The sequence below is a fragment of the Streptomyces sp. NPDC046862 genome (assembly GCF_040704615.1).
Classification (GTDB): domain Bacteria; phylum Actinomycetota; class Actinomycetes; order Streptomycetales; family Streptomycetaceae; genus Streptomyces.
Window position 1 is genome coordinate 48,649 of sequence record NZ_JBEYXP010000029.1, and the last position, 23,207, is coordinate 71,855.

Sequence of the window (23,207 nt, forward strand, 5' to 3'; positions counted from 1 at the left end):
TTCCTGGCCGTCGGACGCGCCGAGAACGGCGGCCCCGACGACTGACTACAATCCTGTAGACGGTCTACTTCACTGTAGACGATGGCGGAATGAGGAGCGTTCCCATGACCGACGCGAGGGACGAGAGGCGGCCGGCCGGCGAGCTCGAAGCCGCCGTCATGGCCGCGCTGTGGGCCGCGGACACCCCGCTCACGCCCGGACGGGTGCAGACCGAACTCGGCTCCGGCCTTGCCCGAACGACGGTGACGACCATACTGACCCGTCTGCACGAGAAGGGCGTCGTCGACCGTGAGCGGCAAGGGCGCGGCTACACCTACTTCCCCGTCCAGGACGCGCCGGGACTGACCGCCCGGCGCATGCACACCGAACTCGACCGGGACGCCGACCGGGAGACGGTCCTGGCCCGCTTCGTCGCCCAGCTCAGCCCCGGCGACGAGCAGCACCTGCGCCGGCTCCTGGACGGTGACGGGCGATGATCGCTCTGCTGCTCGTGCCGGTGATCCTGCCCTTCCTCGCGCCGACACTGGCCCGCCGCATCCTCGGCCGCCTGGCCCCCGCCACCGCGCTGTGGGTCCTCACCGCCTCGGTCCTCGCGCTGGCGGGAGTCTGCGTCGCCGCCCTCGGGGCCCTGGTCCTGACCGGTCTGCTCAAGCTTCCCGCCTTCGCCTCCCTCGGCGAACTCGTCCACCCCCTGCGGACCCCGTCGGACCGCCTCGTCCTCCCCGCGGCGGCGGCAGCCACCGGAGTGCTCACCCTCGGCGCCTGGACGCTCGTACGCTCGGCCTTGCGGCAGATCCGTGCCTTCCGTACCGCCCGCACACAGGCCGACCGCCGTCCCGCCGCCGGTGACCTGTGCGTCGTCGACTCGCCTTACGCGGACGCGTACGCCCTGCCGGGGCGGCCCCACCGCATCGTCGTGACCACCGCCATGCTGCGCAGCCTGGGACCCTCCGAACGAGAGGCACTGTTCGCCCACGAACGCGCCCACAACCAGGCCGGCCACCACTACTTCCTGGCCGCGGCCGAACTCGCCGCCCACTGCCACCCCGCCCTGCGCACCACACGCGACACCATCCGGCTTGCCGCCGAGCGAGCCGCCGACGAGAGCGCCGCCGAGGTCACAGGCGACCGACGTCTGATCGCCACGGCCATCGCCCGCGCCGCCCTCGCCGGCCACGCCTCCCCGTCAACCCGACCGGACTTCGCGCCCGCGGCTACGACCGGGCCGGTTCCGCAACGCGTCGCGGCCCTCCTCGCTCCCGCAGGGGGCCGCCCGCGCACCGCATGGTGGACTGCCTGCCTCCTCGTAGCCTCTACGGTCCTGTCCGTCGCCGCCGGAACGACCGGCGTGGTCGACTTCCATCACGAGGTCGAGATCGCCCAGGGCGAGCAGGGCCCATGACCTGGTCGGCCCTGGTGGCCGGCCGCACAGCGCCATGACCGGTGGCCCGGATGCCCTTTGTTGATCAACAGAAGGATCCGGGAAACCGAGCGATGAAGTGGGCAGCGGACGCCGAACGGTTGGCGTGTGAAGTCGTACGTCAGGCCCGGTTGAGCCGGGCAGCGATTCCGTGACCGATCAGCAAATACATAACAGCGGGGAGGCCATAATTGAGGGCAACACGTAGCCCCTCTGTGTCCATGGTGAAAATGTCCTGCGCCCAGCCCGAGAGCCAGTCAGCCGTTCCGCGCACGAATTCGACGAATACGTTCGCTTGGTTGGCGTCGAGCAGGTAGAGCACGATCCACAGTCCCAGGAAGCCGGCCGCCACGTCGGCGATCGTGCACACCGCGAGGGCTGCCCGCCTGGCAGCGTCTTGGTTGCGTGCGGAGCGGTCGGGCCCTGAGGGCTGGGCGTAGCCCTGGTGGGGGGACTGGTTGTAGCCCTGGTGTCCGGAAGACGGGTCGGTGTTGTGCACGGGAAATCCGATCTGAATGCTTCTGTCGGCCAGGTCACACCAGGCGCTGGGATTCAGCCGCGGGCGTGACTTATTTCTGCCTACTGCTGCGTCCGGCAGGTGCCACCGTGTTACTCCCTTCATCCGTGTCGGCCTCAATATGGCCGCCTATTCGGTCACATACCGAAATGAGCGATCGGGGAGGCACATAGGCCGATGACCCGCAGTTCGGAAGCAGCTGCGGCGGACAGGGCAGGGAAAGGCAAGCGGGTACGGTGGCCACAACGGTGATCGAGGCGGGTGGGTGTCGTGGACTGGCAGGAGTACGCCGAGCAGATGGCCTTGCTGGCACGGGACCTGCTGGCCCAGGACTCGGTCCAGGCGACGCTGGACGAGATCGCGGCCGCGGCGGTGAAGCTGGTGGACGGCTGTGACGCGGCCGGGATCCTGGCGGTGCGCAAGGGCCGCGCGGTCACCCTCGCCGCCTGCGGGGACATCGTCCATCAAGCCGACCGCCTGCAGGGCGAACTGGGCGAGGGCCCCTGCTTCGATCTTGCCCGCCGGAAGGACGGCGAGCGCATCTACCGGATCGCGGACATGGCCCTCCCCCAGCCCACCTGGCAGCGGTACGCCGCCCAGGCCCGCGAGATCGGCGTGGGCAGTATGACCGGCGTCCTGCTCTACACCGACAAAGACGACTTCGGCGCGCTGAACCTGTACGCACGCCGTCCCGGAGCCTTCGACAAGGACATCGAGACCGCCGGCTGGCTGCTCGCCTCCCATGCCGCCGTCGCCCTGGCCGACGCCCGCACCATCGACCAGCTCGAACACGCCCTGCAGACCCGGCACGCCATCGGCGAGGCCATGGGCATCCTCATGGAACGCCACCGGCTGAGCGAGGACGACGCCTTCAACGTGCTGCGCCGCATCTCCCAGCACCACAACATCAAGCTGCGCGACGTCGCCCAGCGAGTCCGGGACAAGCCCACCGACCTGGCTTGATCACAAGCTCGCGCGCCGCTCCGACGTGATACCTCAGGGTGCTTCCGGGCGTTGACGGGTAAGGGGACGGGGCAGGCAGGCGACGGGGGACCACCTGCCCGCCCCCGCAGGCAACGACCCGCTCACGGGGGGGAAGCGGGCCTTGCGAGGCGTAGTCACCGCTCACCCGTTACTGCGCACCGGGCGCCGCAAGTGTCACACCCGCACAACCACCACGCCCACCCGGTCGCCACGACAACTACCTACGCCGACCCGGCGGAAGCCCGTCAGGCGCATGGAGCACCCACTGATCGCGACGGTCTCCAGCGCCTTGCTCAGCCCGGCCGCCGTCGGGTGAGCCGCCTCGCCCGCCTCCACCATCCCTACGCACTGCTCCACACAACCAGTGTGCGGGCTGCGCGGCTGCGGCTGTGCGCAGCGTGGTACCCCCGGATGGCGGGCGTGGGAGCTCACCGGCGGTGTGTGCAGTTGCAGCCCGGGTGCACGCATGGCCAAGGCCGCCGAAGAGCGGGGCATACAACGAAAGAGTGCTCATGGTCATCCCGCTCCGGAAGCCGGCGGCAGATCAGCAGGGCCAGGGCGAGCACGCCACGCTGTGTTACAGCACGGTCTGGGCCGATGACACGGCCCGCGCTGTGGACGCGCGTCGGGCGCTGCACGCCTTCCTCGCCCACGCCCGCCGCACCGCCCGCACCCCCGTGCCCACACCTGTCCACATGGATGCCGAACTCGTCGTCAGCGAACTGGTCACGAACGCCCTCCGGCACGCTCCCGGCCCCTGCGGGCTGACCCTGCGGCTCTCCAGCGTCGCTCTGACGATCACCGTGTGGGACACCTCTCCCGAGAAACCAGTGGTCAGGAGGAGCGACCGGCACCGTGTCGGCGGCCACGGACTGCACCTCGTACGCGTGGTCAGCGACAGAGTCGTCGTCGCACCCCACGGCACGGGAAAGCAGATCAGCGCCCACCTGCGCCTGATACCGCACCCCGGCGCCACCCCGCGGAACACAACGGTCCTGCCCGCTCCGGCCGCGCCCAAGCGGACACCATGAGCCCGCGCTCCTGCTTGGTCGTCCGAGGCCGGACTGCGAGCCCCACGGCCCGACCCGCCTGTGGCGCAGGTCCGCATGCCGGTTCTGCTGCGCATCGTCTCGCGTGTGTGACGTCTGCGGCGCCCGGTGCGCTGTAACCGGTGGACCGTCCAACAGGCTGCTGTCGTGGTCACTCGTTCCCCCCGATTGGGCGACCATGCGCGCTGAGGGCGGGCAGTGCGCCCCGGTCGTCTGCCCGCCCCGTGGGACACCGGCGCTCCGCATCTCTCGGCTGATTCGCTAGGCTCATCGCTCAAAGCACCGCAACTCATCCCTCAGTAAGGGAAATTGGGCACCATGGTGCGTGCTGCTGTCCGGGGAAGAAGGTGAGGGTGCGAGTGCTTCTGGCGGATCGGTACCACTTGGACCAGCCGCTGGCTCGCGGCTCGATGGGCGAGGTGTGGCGGGCCACGGACCAGGCCCTCGATCGCGCGGTGGCGGTGAAACTCCTGCGCGCGTACGACGAGACGGACGCCGAGCGGTTCCGTCTGGAGGCGCAGACCGCGGGCTGCCTCAACCACCCGCACGTGGTGAGTGTGTACGACTTCAGCTCCGATCACGGCCGGCCCTACCTGGTCATGGAACTCATCGACGGCTGGACCCTTCGCCAGGAACACACCGAGCGGGCTCCGCTGCCTCCGCACGAGGCGGCGGGTATCGCCGCGCAGATGGCGGCGGGCCTGTCCGCCGCGCACGACCAGGGCGTCATCCACCGGGACATCAAACCCGCCAACGTGATGCTCACCGCCGACGGCACCGCGAAGATCACCGACTTCGGCATCGCCCGGTTCGCAGACGACCACTCCAGCACCCTCACAGCCACCGGCAAGATCGTCGGAACCGCCGACTACCTCGCCCCCGAACGCGCCCTGGGGCGGCCCGCGCAACCCGCCTCCGACGTCTACTCGCTGGGTTGTGTGCTGTACGAACTGCTCACCGGCAGACCGCCGTTCCAGGCTGCGACCATGCATGCCGTCGTGCAGCAACACGTCGATGCCACCCCGGTGCCCCCGACCCGGCTGCGCCCCGACATACCCGGTCCGCTGGCCGAGTTCCTCCTGCATCTGCTGGCCAAGGACCCCGCGCACCGGCCCACCGCCAGGCAGGCAGCCGCCTCGCTCGCCGGGCTGCGGCACGAAGAGCACCCGCGCCGCACCACCCCACCGCCCGAACCACCCGCCGCCACGGCTGCGCCCCGCACCGCACGCACCCAAGCAGCGCACGCACGGCCCCGCGGTCGCCGCAGAGGCGTATCGAAAGCCCTCCTGGGAGGCACAGCAGTATTGCTGTGCGCGGCAGCGACCGCTCTCGGCTCCTCGTCCAACTCCGGTGACGACGCCCCGTCCTCTCCCGTTCCGACAGGCCCCTCACTGACCGATGCGGTACCCCTGTCCGGCGCACCGTCGGCGACGCCGTCACCCTCCACTGCATCTCAACCACGTGAGGACCGCGACGTCAGCGGGGAGAAGTCGATTGATGAGCAGCGAAGGAAAAGGAAGGGGAAGGGCCAACACGGAAGAGACTGAGAGTCGGGGAAGCGGACACCGATGGACCAGGCGGCAGTCCGCCCTGACGCGGGATGCAACTGCCATACAGAAGCGCCGCCTTGCCCGAGTTCGCCAGTCGGGCGATTCGCCCACGCCATCCCACTCGCTCTCCTGCGCGGCCCGTGGTCGCAGTCTGTGCCTGTTATGTGGAGTGACCCTCCAGTAGTTGGGAGGCCCAGGCGACGTGTCGTACGCTCCCGGGGCACTGCATTTCAGCCATCGGGGGGACGGACGTTGGGTCGACGAGGACACGCCCAGCGCGTCTCAGCCGAGGACGCTGCGCTGACCACGGCCGTCGCGCGCGCCCAGGACGGTGACGAGGCCGCCTACACTCAGGTGTACCGGCTCATCCAGCCGGGTCTGCTCGGCTATATACGCGGGATCGTGGGTGACGGAGCCGATGACCTCGCCGCCGCCGTCTGGCGGGAAATCGCCCGCGAGCTGCCAGGCTTCCGCGGCGACGGGCCCGGATTACGCGGCTGGACGGCAAGCATCGCCCGGCGCCACGTGCTCGGTCATCTCCGGCATCACGGCACCTCGCCCCGTTCGCCGGGAAACTCCTCGGCACCAACGGCCGGGTGCCACGGCGCCCATGCTCCGCCCGCAGCGACGCTGTCGGCCGGGACGGCCCAGGCCCTCCTCGCCCGGCTGCCCCTCAGCCAGGCCGAGGCCGTCCTCCTCCACCACGCCGTATGCCTGGACGAGCCCGCCGTTGCCCGGGTGATGCGCAGGCCCCGCCCCGTCATACGGGTACTGACCCGCCGCGGCGTGAACAACCTGGCCCGCATGCTCAACCCCAACGATGTGACGCATGATGTCGCGCGGACGCTGAGAGAAACGGGATGAGCACCGATCGGAACGGAGAGCAACCGTTGAGCGGCCCAGCCCGCAGGCGCGACGTCGCCCCGCGTCCCGGTGCACATGACCAGACCAGGGACGGGACCGGCGTCGACGGCGCGTCCGTCCTGGAATGGACGGCCGAACAGGTCGGTGCGGCACTGCGGCAGCAGCCCGTGGACGACACCGCGGAGCAAGCCGCCGTCACCGCGTTCCGCGACGCGCTCACGGCGGGCGAACGGGCCCTGCGTACCCGGCGCCGGGACGACTGGCGCCCAAAGACCCCAAGGCAACGCTGGGTGCGCGCCGGCGCGGTCGCCATCGTGACGAGCGCCCTGCTGGGCGGCATCGCCTTCGCCTCCATCCGCGTAGCAGACACCCAGCAGCACGACACTCCCGATCCCATCCCCAGCGCCAGCACTCACCAGCCACCGGCGTACCCGGGCCAACAGCGTTCCTCTACAGCCGGGCCCACCACACCGACCACGCCCGCCAATCACCCGGACACGGCCAGGAACGTCCAGGCGCACTGCCGCGCCTACGAGCGCGTCAAGAACCGAGGCCACGCCCTGGGCGCCGCGGCCTGGCAACGCCTCATCCACGCCGCAGGCGGTGAACAGCAGGTGGCGGCCTACTGCGCTCAGATGATCGGCCCAGCAGACAAGATCAACGCGTCGCCGCCGAAGGCGAACAAGACCGGCAAAGGCCAGGGCAAGCCGAGCACCAAGAGCAAGCCGTCGAAGGGGCCTTCCAACCGATCCCGGTGAGCAAGGCGGAAGTTGCGGCGCAGCATCGGATAGTGCCACACCTCCGGCTCCGCAGAGCCCACGTTTGTCGCATGCGCACGGAGGTGCGGGAGCATCAATGTGGCGGCAGGTACACGTGGTATCCGGCGTGCTCTCGTAGGCCGCGCAGAGGGTAGGGCGTCCAGGTGCGGGCGTAGTGGGGTGGGTGGTGGTGGGGGCGGACGAGGACGGCGACTTGTTCGCGCTGGGCGATGCTGAGGATCTGGCCGCGGGTGGTGTCGGCGTTGTGGCCGTGAGTCTGGGCGGAGGTGCAGTGGGCGTGGTAGGCGACGGGGGTGGCCAGGCGCCCGGTGATCAGGCAGGGCTGTCGTACGCCGAGGGCCTGGAGGTCGGTGGCGATACGGGCGTAGTCGGCGTTTGTGGCGGCGGCGATGTGGACGGCGCGGGTGAGTACGAGGTGCTGGCCGAGAAGCTGGACCACCACGAGTGCGGCGACGAGCGTGGTGGTGGCGGGCCGCCATGCAGGGCGTGCGGCGGTGACGAGATGGGTGAGGAAGTCCGCGATGGGGAGGGACAGGAGGGCGTAGGCGGGGAGGAGGAAGCGGGGTGCCGCGTAGTCGATGAGGAACAGGTAGGGCACCGAGACGCAGATCGCGCACAGTGCTGGAAACAGCGCGGTGGTGAGTCGGCGGGCACGGGTCGCGGCAGCCAGCCCTGCCGCGGTGAGTACGGGCAGGAGGAACCACCAGATGGCGTCGGCGTGGTGCCGCCACGGGACGTCGCAGGGGCGGCACAGCTCGTCGCTGCCGTCCAGGGTGCGGAGTTGGTCGTCGACGGCGAGGTGCCAGCCTATGCCGCCTTCGATGGCGTTGGACCGGTGCAGCCGTGCCGCGATGCCTCCGTAGCTGGTGTACGCCTCGACCACCCACTGCGCGCCGCCCAGAGCCAGTCCTGCGGCCATGACGGCGAACAGGGCGGAGCGCCGCCACCGGCGGACCCATACGGTGGCCGCAGCCAGGGGGAGAGCGAGCCACGCCGCGTCCGCGGGACGGAACAGGGTGACGACGGCGAGGGCGAGCCCGAGCCCCGCGAGGGCCCTGCGATCCGCCCGGTCGGTCGCCGCCCGCAGGAAGCAGCCCACGGCCGCCAGTGCGCCGAAGGCAACCCAGAGGTTGGGCATGGCCTGGGGCCCGTAGAGCTGGGTGGTCCACAGACCGGCGAACAGCACACCGGCCAGGGCCGGCACCGGGGTCGGGAGCAGCTTGCGCCAGACCGCCAGGGCAAGGAAAAGTCCGACGCCCGACAGGACCGCCAGGTAGACCCTCAGTGCGTGGGTGGAGGAGGTCAGCGCGGCCAGGGGCGCGACGAGTACCGGTACCCCGCGGGCGCGGGGCGCGCTGAAGAAGGCGGCCGGTATGTGGGGGGTGACCTGGCTGACGTACACGGTCTCGTCCCAGCCAAGGTCCACGCGGAGTGCGACGAACAGCAGTTGGGCGACGGTGAACGCGGCGGCGACGGCTGCGAGGCAGGCGAGCCCGCCCTTCCCCACTCGTGGTCGCCGGGCCTGCGGCTGCGGTGGGCGGATTCGCCAGGCCGTGTCCACGACAGCTACCTCGGCGGGGTGTGGCCGTTGGTGGTCAGGACGTAGTCGCCGACGAGGTCGCCGACCAGCGCGCCGGCGAGGATGTCGCTGGGCATGTGGCCGGCCATGTAGACGCGGGAGTAGGCGATCTGGGCCGCCATCCACCGGTACTCCTCGGCGCGGTGCGGGGCGAGCGCGCTGAGGTAGGTGGCGGCGGCGCCCGACTTGGCGGCGTGCCGGGAGGGATAGGAGAAGGGCCCCTGCTGGCCGGGCTTGACGTGCTTCTCGGGCCGCAGGGAGGGATCGAGAACGTACGGTGCGGGTTGCTTGTAGCGGGCCGCGAGCTGCTCCGTGATCTTCTTGGAGAGCTTCAGCGCGGTCTTCAGCTCGGCCTTCTCCGCCGTGCCCTCGTTGCGGGGGATGAGTTCGCGCTGGTCGTGCAGGTACAGCTTCCAGATGTCCTTCTTGCCGTGGAGCTCCAGCCAGGTCGCGGCGCGCTTGCCCTCGGCGGTACGGGTCTTGGCCAGTTCCTGCACCTGGTGGAGTTCGGCAGTGCGCCGGGTCTTGCTCGGGGGTGCCGGGACGGTCTTCTCCACCCACGCGGTGAACGCGCGATCGTCGCGAGTGCTCCCGTGGTCCTTCTTCCACTGCGCGAAGAGGCCGTCGGCGGTCTTCTGCTGGGCGCCGAGCTGCTTGGATACGTCGGCGACGGCGGCGTCGGTGAACAGCTGCGGCGGCGGGTTCTGCTTGATGCGCTGCGTCGCGCCGGGCTTCTTCTTCGCCGAGGCTGACGAGGCAGTCGGGGCGGCGGATGAGGTGTGCACCAGGCCGAAGACCGCGGCACCGGCGGCGGCGATACCGATGACCGAGTACTGCCACTTCGGACGGGGCTTGTTCAGGCGAGGCTTGTTCAGACGGGGCCTGCTCATGTGGCGGTGTTCCTTACGCTCGTGTGGGGCGGGAGGGGCGCCTGGGGCCGGGCGGCGATCCGGAAGCGGGTGCGGGCGAGGCGGCGGACGTCGTTGTCGGGCAAGCCGGGGACGAGCAGTGACAGCCCGACGACGTACTTGCTGAGGGAGACGGGGCGGGCGCCCAGGCGCAGCAGGTGGCGGTCGGCTCCGGACGGGCGGGGGCCGCCCTTGGTCTCGATCAGCACGTAGCAGGGGTCGAGAGCCGCGGTACGGCCTTCCCGGTGCGTGGCGAGCAGCCCGTCGAGGGTGACCCGGGTGCCGGCGTCGAGGTCGGCGAGGGCGGCACGGACGTAGGTGATCTCTCCGGCCGGGATCAGTTCCGTGGCGCTGACGGCGATCCCGTTGTCGCGGAGCACGCCGTCGACGTACGCGGCGGCGTGGCCGTCGAGCCGACCGTAGAGGTCGGCGTCGACGCTGAGCGCGTGCTTGACGGTGGCGCCGCGGCCGTCCTTGGTCTTCACCTCGACCCGGCACAGCCGGTCCTCGGCATAGAGCCGGGTGCGGACCTTCCACCGGCGGCGGCGCCCCTGGGCGTGCGCGCGCCAGGCGGACAGGCGGGCGGTGTCGAAGTAGGTGCTGCGGTACTCGGTGGTGCGGCGCCGGCGGATCTCCAGCACGTGGTGGGTCTGCGCCAGGGAGGCGACCAGCCGGGCCGCCACCTCGGCCGTTACCAGGTACTTGCGGTCCACCCGGTGCTGCAGTGACGCCGCGGCATCCACCTCGGCCAGCGAGGCTGCCCGCAGTCCGGCAAGGCCCAGCTGACCGGCGAATCCGGCCCACCTGAGCATGTCCATGGTCGTGTCTCCGGCCGCGGATGCGCCGGCGGTGGTGGTCAGCACGCCCGTCGCGGCCCTCACACCGGCGTCCCGTCGGACATGGGCGAGAGATCGTCCGCGCCGTCCCGCTGCCGGGGAATGCCCGCGGTGTGCTCCTGTACCGCATCGTCGACGGCGTACCGGGCGCAGACGCGGGTGGTCTCGCGCACGTAGTCGATCTCCTCGACCTCCACGGACAGCGGCTGCGCCCCGACCCGGGCCGCCACGTCGGCCCGCACGTCCTCGGCGCTGCCGTACACACGGTCGAGGGTGATCTTCATGGTGCGGCTGGGCTGGTGGGAGCGCGGATCGTCGACAACCAGGACGGTGGCCAGGAGGAGTATGTCGAGGAAGACGATCACCCACGTCTCACGCTGCGGCAGCCCGTTGACCAGGGCGATGACGAGCGCGATGAAGGTGTAGGCGACGTCCCTGACGGTGAAGGCGGCACTGCGCAGCCGGACCAGTGAGAGGATGCCGAAGAGGCCGAATCCGACGCCGGCCGGGAACTTCCCGGCGCTGATCGCGGTCATCGCGGCGAACAGTCCGACGTTCAGCGCGGTGAGCGTGAGCGGCATCTCGGGCATGTGACGGCGTCGCCGGTACAGCCAGCCGACCAGCACCAGCACGGCGAGCACATCCAGGCCGACGCGGGCCGCCAGATCCCCGGCAGTCAGGTGCTCGGCCAGGCCCTTGCCCGCGAGCATGATCGCGGCATGGTTCATGGTTGTCGATCTCCGTTCCCGATGGGGCGGGCGAGCCGCGTCAGCGCGAGCCGCCTACCACCTTCATGGCGACGGACGCTAGGACAAGCGCATGAACGGAGCATGAAGGCTTGAGAAGACTGCCGAGAGCCGTCTCCTGTGGGGGCTCCGCCGAACCCGTCGGCTGTGCAGCTCCGCCGAGCCCGCTGTCGGCCGGATCGGCGGGGTTACTCTTGCCGCCGTGCACTACCTGGTCATTGAGGACGAGATACGCCTGGCCGAACTGATCGCCCGCTATCTGCGCGAGTCAGGACATACCGCCGGAGTCCGTCACGACGGCCCCGGCGCGCTGGAGGCCGCCCGTGACCCGCGCGTCGACGCCGTCGTGCTGGACGTGATGATCCCCGGCATGAACGGCGTGGAGGTCTGCCGCACCCTGCGCCGGGAGGGCAACGACGTACCCATCGTGCTGCTCACCGCCCGCGGCGCGATCAGCGAGCGCGTCGCCGGACTGGATGCCGGAGCGGACGACTACCTCGTCAAGCCCTTCGCGATGGAGGAACTGCACGCCCGCCTGCGAGCCATCTCCCGCCGCAGGCCCGGCGTCGGCGGTCGCCTGGAGGTCGGCGACCTCGTCCTCGACCCCGAGCAGCAGCGTGCCTGGCGCGCCGGAGCCGAACTGGGACTGTCACGGCGCGAATTCGCCGTGCTGGAGGTGCTGATGGACAACGCCGGGCGGGTCGTCAGCCGGGCGCGGCTGCTGGACGAGGTGTGGGACGGCGAGGTCGACCCCCGCAGCAACGCGATAGACGTGCACATCTCCAAGCTGCGCGCGAAGATCGACAAAGCCTTCGGGCGGAGCAGTATCACCACCCTGCGCGGCACGGGCTATCGCCTGGAGACCCGGCAGTGACCTCCGCCGCCGTCCCCGCTGGACCTAGCCGTCGTGTCGGCGGGCCCCGTCTGCTGGGCCGCCTGCCCATCGTGCGGCGCCTGGTCATCGCCGTCGCCGCCGCCATGTCCCTGGTCCTCGCCGGGGCGGCCGCCCTGGTGTTCTGGCGCGTCGAGACCGCCCTCGACCAGCAGCTCGACGCGGACCTGGCCACATACCGTCACGCCCTGGTGACCGATCTGCGCGCCGGCCGGTCGCTGAGTGGTCCCGACGGCAGCGCCTATCAGATCCTGGACCCGCGCGGGCGCATCGTCGAGGCCAGTCCTCTCGTGCGGACCGAACGACTGCTCACCCCGGCCGAGATCAGGGCCACCGCCGACGGAGCCACCGTCCACCGGGACATCGGCGGGCTGCTGCCGCTGGACCCGCACACCCTGCGGCTGACGGCGGAACGGGTCCGCCTGCCCCGCCACCGCACCGTCATCGCCGTCGCGGCCCTGCGCCGCGGCCACCGGGACGAGGCCCTGCGCGAGTTGCTCGCCCAGCTCGCCATCGCCGCCGGCCTCACCCTGCTCGCCGCCTGCTATGTCGGATACCGCACCGTCCGCGCGGCACTCGATCCCGTGGAGCGATACCGCAACCGTGCCGCGGCCCTCGCCGACGGCGCACCCCGCGTACGTCTCCCGGTCCCCGAAGACCGCGACGACGAGATCACCCGGCTCGGCCACACCCTCAACCAGATGCTCGACCGCCTCGAAGCATCCGCCGAACGCGAGCGCCGCTTCGTCGCCGACGCCAGCCACGAACTGCGCACACCCCTGTCGCTCCTGCGCGCCGAACTCGACGTCGCCCTCCACCGCCCACGCACCGCCGACGAACTCACCGAGACCATCCGCTCCGTCGACGCCGAAGTCCAGCGACTCATCGACCTGTCCAACGCCCTGCTGGACCTGGAAGAACTCGGCGGCACCAAACACCTCACCCGCGCTCCCGTGGACCTGGCCGAACTGGTCGACACCGCCGTCTCCGTACATCTGCGCGCGGCGGAACGCGCCGACCGCTCCCTCACCGTCGACGTGACGCCCGCCACCGTGGACGTGGACACGCGGTGGCTCCGCCCCGCGCTCGGCAACCTGATCAGCAACGCCCTGCGCCACGGCCAGGGGGCCGTCCACGTCGCGGCCGCCGCCCACGAGGGCAGGCTCCGGCTGACCGTCACCGACGAAGGGCCCGGCTTCCCGCCCGAGTTCCTGCCCCGCGCGTTCGACCGCTTCACCCGCGCCGAAGCCAGCCGCACCAGCCAAGGCTCCGGCCTCGGACTGTCCTTCGCCGCGGCGGTCGCCGCCGCCCACGGCGGCACGGCACACGCCGACAACACGCCCACCGGCCCAGCCGTGACCTTGGATCTGCCCTGCTGACCGCCGTCCGTCAGTGCGGGCTCCCGCCCTTTGGGCCATGAGTGTTCCCCGAGGCCGTGTCCGCAGCGAGTTCCACTTCCAGCAAGGAGGCGCTGTGCCGCTCGGCCTCGTAGGCCGCCCGGCCGCCGCGCAGTCCGAACAGCCGCTTGGACAGCGCGATGTACACCACCACCAGGACGTTGAACACGAAGGTGGCGATCCTGAGTCCGCTGATCTTCTCGGTCAGCTCGTAGATCTCCAGTGGCAGGAAGGCGGCCGTGGCCACCACCGCCAGGTACTCGGCCCACCGTTTGAGCATCCACAGGCCCACCCCCTCGACGAGCTCGATGAGCGCGTAGGTCAGCAGCGCGGCCGCCACGACCAGGAGCGTGGAGTGCCGGTACTGGAAGACCCTGCGGATGCTGTCGACCACCGGGGAGTGATCGAGGTCGTAGTGGAAGTGCCGCGCGACCGGCCGGAACACCGTGAGATTCTCGTTGAACAGCCGGTGCTCGGCCGCCCTGCTGTTGCTGAACCGCCACACCGCGTAGGCGGCCAGCAGGACGAACAGGCCGCGTACGCCTCGCTCCACAGCGATCACACGCATGATGACGACATCACGCAGAGCCCTGCCCCGAAGCACCAGCGGCGCCTCGGCCGCCGGGCCCGAGCCATGCGCGGGGCCGATGGCGAAGTCACCGCAGCGCAGACAGCGCCAGGCATCACCGACCGCGGTGGTCGCGTGCAGTCGCTCCCGCAGTGCTGCCTCGGCGGGTGCGTAGGTGACGTGCCCACGGCGCGCGCAGGTGCGCCGATCCCAGTCGATCTTCATGCTCAGCGGCTCCGTTTCCTCCCGCGCATGCCGAGTACCTGCCGGCTGGCAGCGCCACACCCGCGCCGGCTGCGGCGTGGCGAGGTTACCCATGGTGGGGCGGTCGAGGCCGGAGCCACTCATCAAGCCAGCGCCGACACTGACCGCGCATCCCCAGGCGCGGGCATCGAGGCCCGCGGCTGAGGGCGGCGTTGCCATCGCTCCACCCCAACTGCGGCCGCGGCCCGAACCTGGGCCTGCCGGCTGACTTACCAGGCTCCGACGGTTTCCAGCAGGCGGTGGAGATCGTGGGCGGCCTCCGCGGTGGAGAGTGCCGTGGCGGCGAGGAGGGCCGCGGTGGCCGCCGTGAGAGCCGGGTGGCGGCCGAGGGGTGGGGCGAGGAGGGCAGCGACGCGGCGCGGCACGGGTCCGGCGTCGGTGAGCCGGGTGCGGCGGCCGAGGATGCCGAGCGCGGCGCCCGGGATTCGGGTGCGGGTGGAGGCGTCGTGGGCGGCGAGGGCGGCTTTGCCAACGGTGCGGGCCACCTGGGTGCGGTCGCCGGTGGATGCGGCGGCGTTCTCGTCGGCCCAGCGTTCGACGGTGTAGGTGACGGCGGTGGCCAGCGGGCGCAGCAGGGGGTTGGCGGCGGCACCGAGCTGGGCGAGGGCGACGAAGACGTGGTGGTGGGCCGTGAGGTGGGCGCGCTCGTGGGCGAGCAGGATGTCGTGCTCGGTGGCGTTCAGGGTCTGCAGCATGCCGGTGGAGACAACGACGCGGCCGGGCAGGCCGGGGATCGCGAACGCGTCGGGTGCGGCGTCCTCGACCACGACCACACCGTCCTGGGAGGGCAGGCAGGCGGCTTCCAGGGCTGCGGCCGCCAGGGTGCGGGCACGGCGCCAGACCGTGCGGGCGGCCATGACGACGGCGCCACCGAGCAGGAGGCCGGCGATCAGGGCCACGGACAGCTCGGCGGGGTCGTCGTGCTGCGCGAGGTGGGCCGACCAGTGGCCGAGGCCGGCCAGCTGAGGGATGCGGATCAGTCCGGTGACTGCCAGCATGCCCAGGGAGATGGTGGTCGCTGTGCCCAGCACAAGGGCTGAGGCGGTGAGCAGCCAGGTCGCCAGGCGGGGTTCGCAGCGCTCCGACAGGGGGCGTGCTCCCAGAGGGGCGATCAGGCAGAGCAGCAGGGGGAGGTAGACGGCGATGCGCATCCGGGTCACCTCTTCCTACTGGTCGGGGCCGAGCAGCTGGCGCAGCAGGTCCGCGTCGGTGGGGGACAGTCCGTCGGCGAAGCGGGCGAGGACGTCCTGGCGGTCGGATCGCTCTTCCAGGACCGAGTTCATGCGCCGGGCGGCGAAGCCGGGGTCGTCCGTCACGGGAGCGTAGGCGTAGGCGCGGCCGCGCGGGGTGCGGGTGAGCAGCTGCTTGGCGTGCATGCGGGTGAGGATCGTCACCACGCTGTTGTACGCCAGCTCGTCGTCGAGGCGTTCGGTGACCTCTCTGGGGGTCAGCGCGCCGTCGGCCTGCTGCAGCAGTGCGAGGATCTCGGCCTCGCGTGCCCCGTTGGGCCGCTTGGGGCCCTGTCCTGGCGTGCGGGTGCCCATGCGTTTGGCGCCCCTTCCCTCATCACCTACACTCGTGTAGGACTACACCGGTGTAAAAGCCACTGTGTGCCAAGTGTGCCATGCGCCCATACCCGGGCAGAACTCTGCCCCGGGCGGTGCACGGCCGGAAAGGACCCCGCGGTGCCCAACCTGCTGGATGCCGCCTCACTGCTGACAGCGTTCGGCACGGTGGGCGTTTTCCTGGTGCTGTTCGCCGAGACCGGGCTGCTGTTCGGCTTCTTCCTGCCCGGCGACTCGCTGCTGTTCACCGCCGGTCTGCTGTGCGCCACCGGCGCGAGCGGCGGCGTCCACTTGTCGCTGCCCGGTGTCCTTCTCGCCGCCGCGGCCGGGGCGCTGCTCGGGGCCCAGACCGGCCATCTGATCGGCCGCCGTGCCGGACGGGCCGTACTGGCACGTACCCGTAGTCGGCATCTGGGCGCCGGTGTGCGGCGCGCGGAGGAGCTGCTCGCCCGCTACGGCCAGGGCAAGGCGATCGTGCTCGCCCGGTTCATCCCGGTCGTTCGGACCGTGCTCAACCCGCTGGCCGGGATGGTCGGGGTGCCTGCCCGCGCTTTCGCCCTGTGGCAGATCGTCGGCGGTCTGGTGTGGACCGTGGGCCTGGTCCTCGGCGGCTACGGGCTGGGCACGAGCATCCCGAACGTCGATCACTACCTGCTGCCTGTGGTCGCCGTGATCGTCGCTCTCTCGCTGCTGCCGCCGGTGCTTGAGGTGCTGCGTTCACGTTGCCGCGCGAACGCCGGCTCGGAGCCGTCCCGGGAGTTCGCCGCGTGAAGATCACGTTCCTGATCCACAACGTGTACGGAATCGGCGGCACGATCCGTACCACGCTCAACCTCGCCGCCGCCCTCGCCGACCGGCACGAGGTGACGATCGTGTCGATGCTGCGCCACCGCGCCCACCCGCGATTCGCCATCGACCCGCGGGTGACGGTCGTCCCCCTGGTCGACATCCGGGAGAACAGCGCGGACGCGGCCGACCCACTGCTGCACCAGCCGGCCAAGGTCTTCCCCACCGCCGAGAAGCGGTACAAGCAGTACAGCCGCCTCACCGACCAGCGGGCGCAGGAGTACCTGCGGGCCTGCGACGCGGACGTGATCATCGGCACCCGGCCGGGAATCAACGTCTACCTGGCCCGCTTCGCCCCACCCCGGGCACTGCGCATCGCCCAGGAACACCTCACCCACGACACCCACACCAAGAAGCTGCGCACCCAGCTCGCCCGCCACTACCGCGACCTGGATGCCGTGGTCACCACCACACAGGCCGACGCCGCCGTCTACCGGGCGAGGATGCGGCTGCCCGGGGTGCGGGTCCTGGCCGTCTCCAACAGCGTGCCCGATCCCGGCCCGGCACCCGCCGACGGCCGCGCCAACGTCATCGCCGCGGCCGGACGGCTGGTGCGCGCCAAGCGGTTCGACCTGCTCATCGAGGCATTCACCGACGTCGCCGCCAAGCACCCCGACTGGTCCTTGCGCATCTACGGCGCGGGCGCCGACAAGGAGCGCATCCAGCAGCTGATCGACAAGCAGGGTCTGCACGACCACGCCACGCTGATGGGCGCCGTGCCCGCGATCGAAGCCGAGTTCGCACGGGCGTCGATCGTCGCCTCGGCCTCCGACGCCGAGTCCTTCGGGATGACCCTGGTCGAGGCGATGCGCTGCGGCACTCCGGTGGTCGCCACCGACTGCCCGCTCGGCCCTGCCGAGATCATCAACGACGGCGTCGACGGCCTGCTCGTCCCCCAAGGTGACCGGCAGGCGCTGGCCGCCGCGCTGTGTGACCTGATCGCCGACGAGCCCGGCCGCCGCCGCATGGGCCAGGCCGCCCGCGCCGCTGCCCGCCGCTTCGACCCCTTCCATGTCGCCCGCGTCTACGAAAAACTGTTCACCGATCTGGCTGCCTCCCGGCGCTCGCGGGCCTGGAATCGCCACAAGGCCCACTGGCGCAACCGCGCGCGCCGCGCTCTGCGCCACCTGCGCCGCTGACCTCTGTGGCCTTCCTGCTGTCGCACCGCCACCCGCCGTTCAATCCGCGGACAGAGTCCGCCTGAATCACCACAGAAACGGACCCAGATGAGCGCCATCAGCATCGGCCAGGCCGCCGTCCTCGGCATCGTCGAAGGCATCACGGAGTTCCTCCCCGTCTCCTCCACGGGCCATCTGAAGATCACCGAGGGGCTGATGGACATACCCGTCGACGACGCCTCCGTGGTCGGCTTCACCGCCGTGATCCAGGTCGGCGCCATCGCCGCCGTGCTGGTGTACTTCTTCAAGGACATCGTGCGGATCGTCTCCGCCTGGTTCCGCGGGCTTCGCAACAAGGAGGAGCGGTATCACCACGACTACAGGTTCGCCTGGTGGGTGATCTGGGCGACGATCCCGATCGTCGCCGTCGGGCTGGCCGCCAAGCCGCTCATCGAGGGCCGGCTGGCCTCCCTGTGGGTGGTCGCCGGCTCCCTCATCGTCGGCAGCGGCCTGATGTGGGCGGCCGACCAGATGGGCCGCCACAAGCGCGGCGAGGACGACACGACCTTCAAGGACGCCATGCTGGTCGGCAGCTCGCAGATCCTCGCACTGCTCTTCCCCGGCTTCTCCCGCTCCGGCGCCACCATGTCCACCGCCCTCATCCTCGACCTGGACCGCGTGGCTGCCACCCGCCTCTCCTTCTTCCTCGGCATCCCCGCCCTTACCGGAGCCGGCCTCTACGAGCTGAAGGACGCCGTCGGAGCCGGAGTGGGCTCCGCCCCCCTCGTGGTGGGCACCGCCGTGTCGTTCGTGGTCGCCTACGCCTCCATCGCCTGGCTGCTGAAGTTCGTCGCCAAGCACTCCTTCAACGCCTTCGTCGTCTACCGCGTCGCCGTCGGTCTCCTGCTGTTCGGCCTGCTCGCCACGGGCACGGTCACCGCCTGACCGGCCCGCCCGCTCTCTGCCACGGCGACACAGGGCACGATGACGCGGGCGGCCCACTGCTGGTCGGCGGCGTCACCACGTCCGCCCTGTCGTACGGCTACGCGGTCTTTGTCGTTCCCCTCGCGGCAGGTGCGGCAGGTGCGGTCACTCAGTACCGCATCGCGGCCGCCGCGCCCGAAGACGGTACGCGCGCGTACTCACGTCGTGATCGAGGACGATCAGGACGTGAGTGCCCTGCTGCAGCGGCACTTCCGCGAGTTTGACTGCTCCGCGGGCGCTGCCTACCCGAGGGGAACAGCGACTTGCCCCCGCCTTTCTGATCCCCCGGACATCGCGGTCATCGACCTGATGCTGCCCGGTGCCGACAGACTGGAGGTGGTCCGCATGCGGGCGGACGCGCGGATGAAGAGATGCCGTCCGGTCATCCCGTCGGTGCGCGAGCCGGAAGAGCTGTTCGGCCTCGAGGATGAGGCGCTGGCCAGCCGTTCCGCGGTCGGACGTGGCGCGGCTCGTGGTCTCCTACGGATGGTGCGCTGCCGAGTCAAGATCTTCCACTCTTCGAGGGCTGGCGGTAGTCCGTTCGGGTACTGCGGAGCAGAGCGGGCCCCCTACCGAAGCCGTACCGGGACACTGAGGCCATGAGTGGAGGTCTTCCGCGTCGGGCGGCGATTGTCATCATGGGAGCTGGCTTGCTGGTGGTAACCACCGCCTTAGTCCTTACAGTTACTGGTACCACCATCCCGCACCTGTACGTTCTCGGAGGCGGCATGGGAATTTGCGGCGCGCATGGGAATCGGCGTCATTCTCCCCACGTTCCAGCCGAGCCGCCCCGACTGGAGCGGCCATGGCAGCGGCCTCCACACGACCAAACACACTGAAGATCCACCATCTTGAAGTAGCCGGCCACGGAGCTGATGGGGATCGGTGCTCGTGCTGGGCTCAGGCGGTTGCCAGATTTCAAGATCGTGTACCCGATGCGCGCCAGTGTCCGCGGCCTCAGGTGTCCGGAGCGCGTGGCGCGCGAGGGTCGGCAACAAACTGTGAGGGCTCACCCCACTCGGGCTGGAAGCTGCGGCCGAAGCCATCGTTCGGCCCTTGAGCGAGGTGGGCGGAACCGCGCGCGGCGCGGCCCGCTCGGGTGCCCCGCACGCGATGTGGCGGTCAACGAGAGGGCCATCGCCATCACCTGCACTGTCCCCGAGCCCACCCACCCGGTACGCCGCGCCGCAGTCGACACCGCGCCGCACACGGTGAGGCCGTACCCGCCCCGCTGGTCCCGGTAGGGATTGGCTCGGTGGCGTCCTGGGCGACGGCGGTGGTGCACAAGCTGCCCGCCCGTGGCCGCAACCGTTCGGCCGTCCAGGCCGACGCGATCCTGCACGCTCCCGAGGCTGGTGTGCCGGTGTTGCTGGTGGAGGTCGACAACTGCACCGAGAGCGCCGACGTCCTGGCCGCGAAGTTCGCCCCTTGCCCGTGATCCGATGAGCCGTACCGCAGGGCGCTGCAACCGGCTGGTCAGGCCGGCTCGCGCCCCAGGAGGGTGGCGCGTTGGTAGTACCCGTATGGGCCGTCGAAGAGTGGCTTGGTGACGGTCATGGCGCCGGTCGTCGCCGATCATGGACAGACCACGCAGGACGACGTCTCGCCGAACGAGCTGGCCGGCTACTGCCTGCACGCCCTCGCCGGGGCCCTAGCGCTGTCGTCAGCACTGACTTCCTCGTCGTTGTGTTGGTGCCCAGCCTGGGTGGTCTGCTCCGGCATCCACAGTTCACCGAGGCAGCGACGAAACCGATATCCAGTTCTGCTCCTGCGCCGGAGGCGGGCAGCCGTGTCTTCCCCCGGCGTCATCCACAGGGTGCGACGATTGCGACGCGGGGGGGGGCGAACGCGGTGAGCCGAATGCCGAAGGCGCCAATGAACCGCAACTGCGCGCTGGGGTATCGGACCTTGCGGCTTGGGGATGGCGAGGTCGACAGTGCAGGCGCGGGTGTCCCACTCACGTGGGCGGTAGCCGTTGCGGTGGTTGAGGCGCTCGTCGCTGACCTGTCCGTATTCGGCGTTGCAGGGGGCGTCGGCCTCCGCGGACATGAGCGCGCCAGGGAACGTCTTGACCGTCGCGCGCAGCGGGTGGCGCAGATGCTTCGGCGGCGGCCTGCAGAGGCGGATGGGATTGCTGGTGTCCTGCTCGTCTGGGCACCCGGAAGCGCACGGTCGGTGGATCCGGAGACCGGGGGCCGCAACAGGGGTTTGAGCAGCGCCGAAAGATCAGTCCTCTGGCATTGCCTGCTTGGGACCGTTGCCGGTGTGGCGCTTGTCGCGGGCGTAGATGACGGTTGTCTTCCCGCCGCCGGGGGTGCGGCGGTCCATCTCGAACAGGGTGGTTGCGGCAAAGAGGTCGCTGAGTTTGGTGTAGCCGTAGGTGCGGGAGTCGAAGTCGGAGCGTTGCTTGGTGATGATGTGGCCGACGTTCGCGAGGTGGGCCCAGCCGTCGTCGTCGGAGGCTGCTTCCACTGCTTGGCGCAGGAGGTTGACCAGCGCGGTGTCTCCCTTCAGCTTGACCGCGGTGGCTCGCGTGGCAGGTTTTGCCTCAGCCGGGGCGGTGGGGCTCTTGAGGTTCTCGGTGTAGATGAACTTGTCGCATGCCGCTACGAACGGCTTGGGGGTCTTGCGTTCGCCGAAGCCGTATACGGTCAGGCCGGACTCGCGGATTCGGGCCGCGAGGCGGGTGAAGTCGCTGTCGCTGGAGACGATGCAGAACCCGTCGAAGCGCCCCGAGTACAGCAGGTCCATGGCGTCGATGACCATGGCGGAGTCGGTGGCGTTCTTTCCGGTGGTGTAGGCGAACTGCTGGATCGGCTGGATTGACTGGGCGAGCAGCTGGTCCTTCCAGCCCTTCAGCTGGGTTCCGGTCCAGTCGCCGTAGGCACGCTTGACGTGGGCGGTCCCGTACTTGGCGACCTCCGCGAGCAGCTCTTCCAGTGCCGAGGGCTTGGCGTTGTCGGCGTCGATCAGTACCGCGAGTTTCGCAGTGTTCTCCACAGCACTCGACCGTAGCGCAGACGATCTCGCAGCCGCGAGGGAGTCACTGAGTCCAAGCCACGCCCAACGGTGCTGCGGAGCAGGGGAACCCCGGAAAGATCAATCACACCTTTACTTCCTGTGTCTCAACTACGCACACTCGCACACTCGCACACTGGGACAAGACGATGAGGGCCTGGCGAATCGCCGATGTCCGGCCTAGGGGCAGTCCCGGATTCCCACCGGGTTACCTCTTAGCTTCCACCTGAGGCGGACGAGAGGTGGTACGCGACCCCCGATGCGCTGCGTGCCCCGGACGCCGTCATCGACGCCGGCGGCCGCATAACGGCCCTGCGCCCACGAGAACGCAACTACCCCACACCCGGCACCGCGCTGGAAGTCCACCTTCTGTCGGCCGCCGCCACCGATCCCGGGCCTGTACGGCGCCGCTGGTGGCGCAGACCGCGAATACCCCATATCGAGGGAGGCGTGTTCCAGCTGGACCGCCGAGTAGACCAGGTGGTGGCCGCGGAGGACTCCGAACCCGGACGCTTCTACGCGGTCAGCGGCAGCCTGCTGACGGGATTCTCCCTGGAGTGGGAGGAAGAGACCGCACCGCAACCGCCGCACGAGCTCAGCGACCGGGGCGCTCGCCCGGCGCCGCCGGAACTCGTTCCCGTCCTTTACAAGGACTACGAGAGCTATGACGCCGGCGCGCGCATTCTGCATGTGCTGCCCGGGGGAAGGAGTTGCCCTGTTCACCGAGGACGGCGTCACCTTCATCTCGGCCCGGGCGCGATGAAAGCCGGGTCCGGGCAGGCTGGACTTCAGTCCGCGTTCTCTCGCAGTGGCGGCGCTTCAGAATTTCCGACGGGAGAGCTGTCTCGCTGCCGCGAATGCCGCCAGCGCACCAGCGGCCCGATCGAGGTCGGCAGGCACCCGCTCGCCGAGCGGTGCACCGAAGTAGTCCCGGCCCTCGATCTTCGTCACCCACTACCGGAACCGCTCCAAGTCCGCCTCCGACTCCTCGACCTCCGCGAAGATCGCCCGCCCCCGCTCCGCCTCCAACACCAGGTCGTCAAAGAAGGACTGCAGCCGCTCCAGCACTTCGGCGTACTCGCCGTCGACCGCGGCGGTCATCTCTCCGGCCAGCTCCCGCCGCTCGTCCTCGTCCACGACCTCGATATGCACCACCCGCATCCGCCCACCATCACCGCGCACCCGCTCGCCGAGCTCCGCCACCACGGCCGACACCGCAGGCTGGTCCGGCAGCAGACACACCGACTGCTGCAGATACAGCGCCCCCCAGCCCCTTCAGCTTCCGCCACACCTGCATCCGCAACGACGGCACGGCCCCCGCCG

23 protein-coding genes and 2 pseudogenes are annotated in these 23,207 nt (G+C 70.3%); 13 read left to right on the forward strand and 12 right to left on the reverse strand.

All coding sequences use genetic code 11. The annotated features are described in order from the left end of the window. Window positions 1–104: 104 nt before the first annotated feature. Together AB0959_RS29180 and AB0959_RS29185 are read left to right on the forward strand one after the other, a co-directional pair. Window positions 105–476 carry a BlaI/MecI/CopY family transcriptional regulator gene (locus tag AB0959_RS29180; protein WP_366829590.1) on the forward strand — a complete coding sequence of 124 codons (372 nt, stop codon included), beginning with the start codon at window positions 105–107 and terminating at the stop codon, window positions 474–476. After that, on the forward strand, window positions 473–1,402 hold the full coding sequence (locus AB0959_RS29185) for a M56 family metallopeptidase (protein ID WP_366829592.1): 930 nt from the start codon (window positions 473–475) through the stop codon (window positions 1,400–1,402). The genes AB0959_RS29180 and AB0959_RS29185 overlap by 4 nt, the downstream gene beginning before the upstream one ends. Window positions 1,403–1,541: 139 nt before the next feature. On the opposite strand, the gene AB0959_RS29190 is transcribed toward AB0959_RS29185, so the two are convergent. Beyond that, window positions 1,542–1,919 carry a hypothetical protein gene (locus AB0959_RS29190; protein ID WP_366829593.1) on the reverse strand — a complete coding sequence of 126 codons (378 nt, stop codon included), beginning with the start codon at window positions 1,917–1,919 and terminating at the stop codon, window positions 1,542–1,544. 288 nt (window positions 1,920–2,207) lie between these two features. On the opposite strand from AB0959_RS29190, the gene AB0959_RS29195 reads away from it, so the two are divergent. Continuing rightward, the gene (locus tag AB0959_RS29195) at window positions 2,208–2,900 is read left to right on the forward strand and encodes a GAF and ANTAR domain-containing protein (RefSeq protein ID WP_366829594.1); all 693 of its coding nucleotides are present in this window, start codon (window positions 2,208–2,210) and stop codon (window positions 2,898–2,900) included. Between the two features lie 195 nt (window positions 2,901–3,095). On the opposite strand, the gene AB0959_RS29200 is transcribed toward AB0959_RS29195, so the two are convergent. Further along, window positions 3,096–3,278 carry a hypothetical protein gene (locus AB0959_RS29200; protein WP_366829595.1) on the reverse strand — a complete coding sequence of 61 codons (183 nt, stop codon included), beginning with the start codon at window positions 3,276–3,278 and terminating at the stop codon, window positions 3,096–3,098. A gap of 155 nt (window positions 3,279–3,433) precedes the next feature. On the opposite strand from AB0959_RS29200, the gene AB0959_RS29205 reads away from it, so the two are divergent. From AB0959_RS29205 to AB0959_RS29220, 4 genes are all read left to right on the forward strand, one after another. After that, a complete protein-coding gene (locus AB0959_RS29205; RefSeq protein ID WP_366829596.1) occupies window positions 3,434–3,952 on the forward strand; it encodes an ATP-binding protein in 519 nt (172 codons plus the stop codon). A gap of 371 nt (window positions 3,953–4,323) precedes the next feature. After that, entirely contained in the window at window positions 4,324–5,517 is a 1,194-nt protein-coding gene (locus AB0959_RS29210; protein ID WP_366829597.1) for a serine/threonine-protein kinase, read from the forward strand. A gap of 255 nt (window positions 5,518–5,772) precedes the next feature. Further along, window positions 5,773–6,384: a sigma factor gene (locus tag AB0959_RS29215; RefSeq protein ID WP_366829598.1), complete on the forward strand. Its 612-nt coding sequence runs from the start codon at window positions 5,773–5,775 to the stop codon at window positions 6,382–6,384. Window positions 6,385–6,410: 26 nt separating this feature from the next. Then, complete coding sequence (locus AB0959_RS29220; RefSeq protein WP_366829599.1) at window positions 6,411–7,142, forward strand: hypothetical protein; 732 nt, start codon at window positions 6,411–6,413, stop codon at window positions 7,140–7,142. 94 nt (window positions 7,143–7,236) lie between these two features. On the opposite strand, the gene AB0959_RS29225 is transcribed toward AB0959_RS29220, so the two are convergent. From AB0959_RS29225 to AB0959_RS29240, 4 genes are read right to left on the reverse strand one after another with little or no spacing between them, the layout of a single operon-like run. Then, window positions 7,237–8,724 carry a hypothetical protein gene (locus AB0959_RS29225; RefSeq protein ID WP_366829601.1) on the reverse strand — a complete coding sequence of 496 codons (1,488 nt, stop codon included), beginning with the start codon at window positions 8,722–8,724 and terminating at the stop codon, window positions 7,237–7,239. 5 nt (window positions 8,725–8,729) lie between these two features. Continuing rightward, the gene (locus tag AB0959_RS29230) at window positions 8,730–9,632 is read right to left on the reverse strand and encodes a phosphatase PAP2 family protein (RefSeq protein WP_366829602.1); all 903 of its coding nucleotides are present in this window, start codon (window positions 9,630–9,632) and stop codon (window positions 8,730–8,732) included. Further along, a complete protein-coding gene (locus AB0959_RS29235; RefSeq protein ID WP_366829603.1) occupies window positions 9,629–10,531 on the reverse strand; it encodes a VTC domain-containing protein in 903 nt (300 codons plus the stop codon). Before AB0959_RS29235 ends, AB0959_RS29230 begins: the two co-directional genes overlap by 4 nt. Beyond that, window positions 10,528–11,214 carry a DUF4956 domain-containing protein gene (locus tag AB0959_RS29240; RefSeq protein WP_366829604.1) on the reverse strand — a complete coding sequence of 229 codons (687 nt, stop codon included), beginning with the start codon at window positions 11,212–11,214 and terminating at the stop codon, window positions 10,528–10,530. The genes AB0959_RS29235 and AB0959_RS29240 overlap by 4 nt, the downstream gene beginning before the upstream one ends. 220 nt (window positions 11,215–11,434) lie before the next feature. Here AB0959_RS29240 and AB0959_RS29245 point away from each other — a divergent pair, with 220 nt between their 5' ends. Then, entirely contained in the window at window positions 11,435–12,106 is a 672-nt protein-coding gene (locus AB0959_RS29245) for a response regulator transcription factor (protein WP_366829605.1), read from the forward strand. Beyond that, window positions 12,103–13,503 carry an ATP-binding protein gene (locus AB0959_RS29250; RefSeq protein WP_366829606.1) on the forward strand — a complete coding sequence of 467 codons (1,401 nt, stop codon included), beginning with the start codon at window positions 12,103–12,105 and terminating at the stop codon, window positions 13,501–13,503. Before AB0959_RS29245 ends, AB0959_RS29250 begins: the two co-directional genes overlap by 4 nt. A gap of 10 nt (window positions 13,504–13,513) precedes the next feature. On the opposite strand, the gene AB0959_RS29255 is transcribed toward AB0959_RS29250, so the two are convergent. From AB0959_RS29255 to AB0959_RS29265, 3 genes are all read right to left on the reverse strand, one after another. Further along, the gene (locus tag AB0959_RS29255) at window positions 13,514–14,314 is read right to left on the reverse strand and encodes a DUF2127 domain-containing protein (protein WP_366829607.1); all 801 of its coding nucleotides are present in this window, start codon (window positions 14,312–14,314) and stop codon (window positions 13,514–13,516) included. 248 nt (window positions 14,315–14,562) lie between these two features. Then, window positions 14,563–15,504 (reverse strand): M56 family metallopeptidase, encoded by a 942-nt coding sequence (locus tag AB0959_RS29260; protein WP_366829608.1) that lies wholly within the window; start codon window positions 15,502–15,504, stop codon window positions 14,563–14,565. Between the two features lie 15 nt (window positions 15,505–15,519). Beyond that, window positions 15,520–15,897 (reverse strand): BlaI/MecI/CopY family transcriptional regulator, encoded by a 378-nt coding sequence (locus tag AB0959_RS29265; protein ID WP_366829609.1) that lies wholly within the window; start codon window positions 15,895–15,897, stop codon window positions 15,520–15,522. Between the two features lie 141 nt (window positions 15,898–16,038). On the opposite strand from AB0959_RS29265, the gene AB0959_RS29270 reads away from it, so the two are divergent. From AB0959_RS29270 to AB0959_RS29285, 4 genes are all read left to right on the forward strand, one after another. After that, a complete protein-coding gene (locus AB0959_RS29270; protein ID WP_366829611.1) occupies window positions 16,039–16,689 on the forward strand; it encodes a DedA family protein in 651 nt (216 codons plus the stop codon). Continuing rightward, window positions 16,686–17,903, forward strand: coding sequence for a glycosyltransferase family 4 protein (locus tag AB0959_RS29275; RefSeq protein WP_366829612.1), 1,218 nt, complete (start codon window positions 16,686–16,688; stop codon window positions 17,901–17,903). Before AB0959_RS29270 ends, AB0959_RS29275 begins: the two co-directional genes overlap by 4 nt. A gap of 87 nt (window positions 17,904–17,990) precedes the next feature. Then, window positions 17,991–18,827, forward strand: coding sequence for an undecaprenyl-diphosphate phosphatase (locus tag AB0959_RS29280; RefSeq protein WP_366829613.1), 837 nt, complete (start codon window positions 17,991–17,993; stop codon window positions 18,825–18,827). A gap of 1,294 nt (window positions 18,828–20,121) precedes the next feature. Then, window positions 20,122–20,304, forward strand: a complete 183-nt coding sequence (locus AB0959_RS29285; protein ID WP_366829614.1) for a hypothetical protein — start codon at window positions 20,122–20,124, stop codon at window positions 20,302–20,304. Window positions 20,305–20,780: 476 nt separating this feature from the next. On the opposite strand, the pseudogene AB0959_RS29290 reads toward AB0959_RS29285, so the two are convergent. The 3 genes and pseudogenes from AB0959_RS29290 to AB0959_RS29300 all read right to left on the reverse strand — a co-directional run. After that, window positions 20,781–20,951, reverse strand: a pseudogene (locus AB0959_RS29290) (transposase); the annotation flags it as partial. 141 nt (window positions 20,952–21,092) lie between these two features. Beyond that, window positions 21,093–21,866, reverse strand: coding sequence for an NYN domain-containing protein (locus tag AB0959_RS29295; protein WP_366829615.1), 774 nt, complete (start codon window positions 21,864–21,866; stop codon window positions 21,093–21,095). 972 nt (window positions 21,867–22,838) lie between these two features. Continuing rightward, a pseudogene (locus AB0959_RS29300) lies at window positions 22,839–23,147 on the reverse strand (Chromate resistance protein ChrB); the annotation flags it as partial. Window positions 23,148–23,207 lie beyond the last annotated feature (60 nt).